Source organism: Luteitalea sp., from assembly GCF_022842525.1.
In the GTDB taxonomy this organism is placed as follows: domain Bacteria; phylum Acidobacteriota; class Vicinamibacteria; order Vicinamibacterales; family Vicinamibacteraceae; genus Luteitalea.
Map to the genome: position 1 here is coordinate 2,623 of NZ_JALHPM010000268.1, position 3,741 is coordinate 6,363.

The 3,741-nt window shown below is 67.2% G+C and carries 4 protein-coding genes; all 4 read right to left on the bottom strand.

Annotated features, from left to right (window positions below):
* Positions 1 to 198, bottom strand: a 198-nt coding sequence (locus Q0C41_RS28855) for a hypothetical protein (protein ID WP_291990038.1), incomplete at its 3' end; no start/stop codon positions are given.
* 29 nt (positions 199 to 227) lie between these two features.
* Positions 228 to 1,205: an ATPase, T2SS/T4P/T4SS family gene (locus Q0C41_RS28860; RefSeq protein WP_291990040.1), complete on the bottom strand. Its 978-nt coding sequence runs from the start codon at positions 1,203 to 1,205 to the stop codon at positions 228 to 230.
* Entirely contained in the window at positions 1,202 to 3,187 is a 1,986-nt protein-coding gene (locus Q0C41_RS28865) for a TraM recognition domain-containing protein (RefSeq protein WP_291990042.1), read from the bottom strand. The genes Q0C41_RS28860 and Q0C41_RS28865 overlap by 4 nt, the downstream gene beginning before the upstream one ends.
* A 13-nt stretch (positions 3,188 to 3,200) precedes the next feature.
* Positions 3,201 to 3,524 (bottom strand): hypothetical protein, encoded by a 324-nt coding sequence (locus Q0C41_RS28870; RefSeq protein ID WP_291990044.1) that lies wholly within the window; start codon positions 3,522 to 3,524, stop codon positions 3,201 to 3,203.
* Positions 3,525 to 3,741 lie beyond the last annotated feature (217 nt).

Below are 3,741 nucleotides of genomic sequence, written 5' to 3' on the forward strand. Positions count from 1 at the left end.
GTCCAGGTCGTCGGACCGGTAGTCGGCGGCGGCGCACCGGGGTCTCCCGGATTCACCTGAATGGTGACCGTGCCTGTCCATGTGCCCGTGAGGAACGACGTAGGCGGCGATGGCGACGTCGGCGATGGCGACTGTCCACCACACCCCGCCAGTACCAGGAGCAAGGCGATCGGTATTGCATGTGTCGCGTTCACGCACGTCCTCATCGCTTCCCTCCTCTGCTCTCCCTACGCACCGACTGTCCAGGCCTCCAGCTCGAACTGCTCGAGCTGCACGTCGTACCGGCGCAGGCGCGCCACCTCGGTCACCACGCGCCGACCGTGCTGGCGGGCGATGTGTACGACCAGATGGATCGCCAGGGCGATGGCCTCCCGCGTGCTCCGATGCGGCAGGCCGACGTTGGCGGTCAGCACGCAATGCGCGAGCCGCGTGAGCGCCTGCTGCGCGGAGTTCGCGTGGATGGTGCTGAGGCTGCCCAGGTGGCCGGTGTTCAGGCCCTGCAGCAGGTCGAAGGCCTCCGGACCACGGACTTCACCCACGAGAATGCGGTCGGGACGATGCCGAAGGGTCGCCCTGAGCAGGTCGGAGATGGTCACCGCTGGCAGTGGTGCTTCCTGCCCAAGGGGCGCTTGGGCACGCCGCGCCTCGAACCGCACGAGGTTCGGCTTGTCGATGAGGATCTCGGACGTCTCCTCGATCAGCACGATCCGGTCACTCGCTGGAATGGTCGCCGCCAGCGCATTCAGCAGGGTCGTCTTGCCGGTCCCCGTGCCGCCGGAGATGAGGATGTTCAGCCGGTCGGCGATCGCGCTACGCAGGGCATCGGCCAAGGGTGACGTCAGGGTGCCGACGGAGACGAGTTCGTCCAGCGAGTAGCGATGCGTGAACTTCCTGACGGTGAGCGTCGGACCGTCCACCGAACACGGCGGGAACATCGCAGCAACGCGCGATCCATCCTCGAGGCGTGCGTCGAGCAGGGGCTGGTGTTCGGAGATCTCGTCGCCGCACGCCCGCGCGATGTTCTTGATCGCGACGGTCAGATTCCGGACTTCGAGGGCCCGATCGGGGACAGCCTCGACCGTCCCGTCTCGCTCCACGAAGACGCGGCGCCCGCCGGCATTGACCATCACTTCGGTGACGGTGGGATCCATCAGCAGGTCCTCGATGGACCGGAGGAACGGAAGGATGCGGTCGAGACTGCTCATAGGGCGCCTCGCTCGAGATGATCGAAGTAGCTCTGACCCACGTCCAGGTAGTGCGGCTTGAGATAGCAGTACTGCGGAGGGAGGGGGTTGAGCCCGTCATACGGCAGTGCCACGGCCTGGGCATTCTGGAGTTCGGTGAACACCCGTGGCGGAAACGTGTAGTCGGACTCGAAGCTGTAGCTCTTGCTGGCACTGAGCGTCTGCTTCGACGCGGCTGCCCTGCCCGTCAGCCACGAGATGTGCGCGCCCTGGTCCGCCTCGGCCAGGGTGTACCGCACCTTAAGCCGGTCGTTCTTGCCGCACAACTCCGCGGCCATCCGTGCGGTGAACTCGTCGCTGGTCGCCAGGAACAGCTTGGTCCGGAAGCACTGCACCAGCGTGCGCCAGCTCTCGTCACCGCCCAGGGACGACCGCAGGGAACTCAGGCTCTGGGTCGCCACGATCGGAATGAGCCGCGCCTGGCGCGACAGTGCGAACGCCCGCTCGTCTCCCGTCGGGTCCGTCTCGCCGACCGTGGCAAAGGCGTGGTACTCGTCGGCGACGAACAGCAGGTCGCGCCACGTCCGCCCTGGCTCCCCCATCTGCGGAATGCGTTGGAGCACGGCACGCTGGAAGTCGAGCTTCAGCATCACGCCCAGGCCGCGAGCCAGCGCAGGGTTCAGGGCGACCGGGAAGTTGAGCCCGAGCACATGGCCGCTCTCGAGCAGGTCCTCGAGAGGCGGCAGCGGACGCGGCTCTCCGGGGCCCGGAGGCTTGGCGTAGGCCGAGCGTGGCGGGCAGAACGCGCGGTACACATCCGGGTTCTCGTCGAACAACGAGAGGAACACGACTGCGCCTTCCACGATCGACGATCGGACCTTCGGATCGAGCCGCGCCCAGGCGCTGTAGTACCAGCGCTCGATGGCCTCGAGACGATGCCGCCGGTCTGCCGCGATGGCGGCATCCCCCGTGCGGACCGTGAAGGGCAGCCCGCGCTCGGCCAGAAAGGTCTCGAGTTCGGCATCGTACGGGTGGGCCATGTGGGTCCCGTCGAACCGCACCCACAGCGTCCAGGGCGCCTGCCGCAGATGCAGCGCGTGCTCGACCTGCGGTACGACCAACACGTCGCCGGGATCCTTGAACTGGGCCTGCAGCGCGCGGATGTTCTTGTCGATCAGCTTGTCGTCGATGATGTAGCGGTAGACCTCGGCCAGCGTCGTGTAGCCATCCGTGATCCGTCGAAGCGAGATCACGAACTTGAGCAAGTCCGTGTACGCCTGCTGCCAGAAGGGTTCCTTGGACCGCCCGAATAGGTTGTTCAGGAGCGTGGCCACCGCGTACGACACGGCGTAGGGATCGAGATCGTTGTGCAGGGGGTTGTAGCAGACCCCGCTGTTCAGGCCGACCTCGACGTAGTCCGACTCGCGGCCGGCCCGCGCCAGGATGGTGCGGACCTGCCGGCAGAAGTCGCCCTTCACTTCCAGCACCAGGCCGCCCATCTTCAGCTCAGGGTCTGCCGCGCGCCAGCGCAGCAGCTGGTCCACGTAGGGGTACATGCACGCAGACGTCTTGCCGGTGCCCACCGCGCCCAGAATCATGATGCCGGTGTAGAGCCCGCGCTGCGGGATGGTCAGCCAGGTGGGCTCCGGCGCGCGACCGGGCGCCGAGATCTCGTGGGTCTCGCCCAGGACCAGTGTCGGCGCCGGACGCTCCTCCGGCTCGGGATACGCCGGCAGTGGACGGTAGGCCACGGGCGGCATGGTGCGGAACACCACGATGGTGACGAGCGAGGCCACGATCGACGCCATTAGGTACGTCGTGGTGAACCACATCGTCGCGTACCCGTAGCTGAGGACGGCGAAGACGTGGGGCCTGCGCGCGGCGATGAGTGCCAGGAACGGGTTGTCGGTCGGCACTGGGAAGGCGTGCAGACCCCACGTGCCCACCACTCCGGCGACAAGCAACGCCAGGACGGCTCGACCTTGCAGGATGGTCCGCAGCATGATCGTCTCCGCGTCAGTGTGCGTCGGCGCTGCCGAGCGTTGCCTGCCGGTGGCTACCGTGCGAGGCAGACGTCAGCGATGACGGCGCGGGCCCGCGGCGCCGGCGGCGATCGCTGCCGCCACTGGTCGGGACGCAGGACTCAGGATGATCGGCGCGCCACTGCAGGAACTCCTTGTCCCTGGCGAGCACCGTGTCGATGACCTGGTTGAGCACGTACTCGGTGGACTCACCGATGAACAGCGCGTAGGCATACAAGGTCTCGTTGGTCTCGTGGTCCAACCGGGTGCGATGCCGGACGAGACGCTTGCCGCGCGAGCGAGGCTTGATCAGAGCCATGGGGAGACACTCCTCTTCCGAATGGGAACGACCATTACGATCGCGTGCGGTCTGGCACGTCATGCGACACCGGATCGACCAACGACATGTGCGCGCCGTGCGGCCGCCGGCCATCACGATCGCGGACCAGAACATGCGGAACCGACTGGGTCCGCTGCCGGGGCGTGAGCGACCCCCGAATCGGGGGTGGGGCCAGGGGTACCCCACCCCGGGTGGG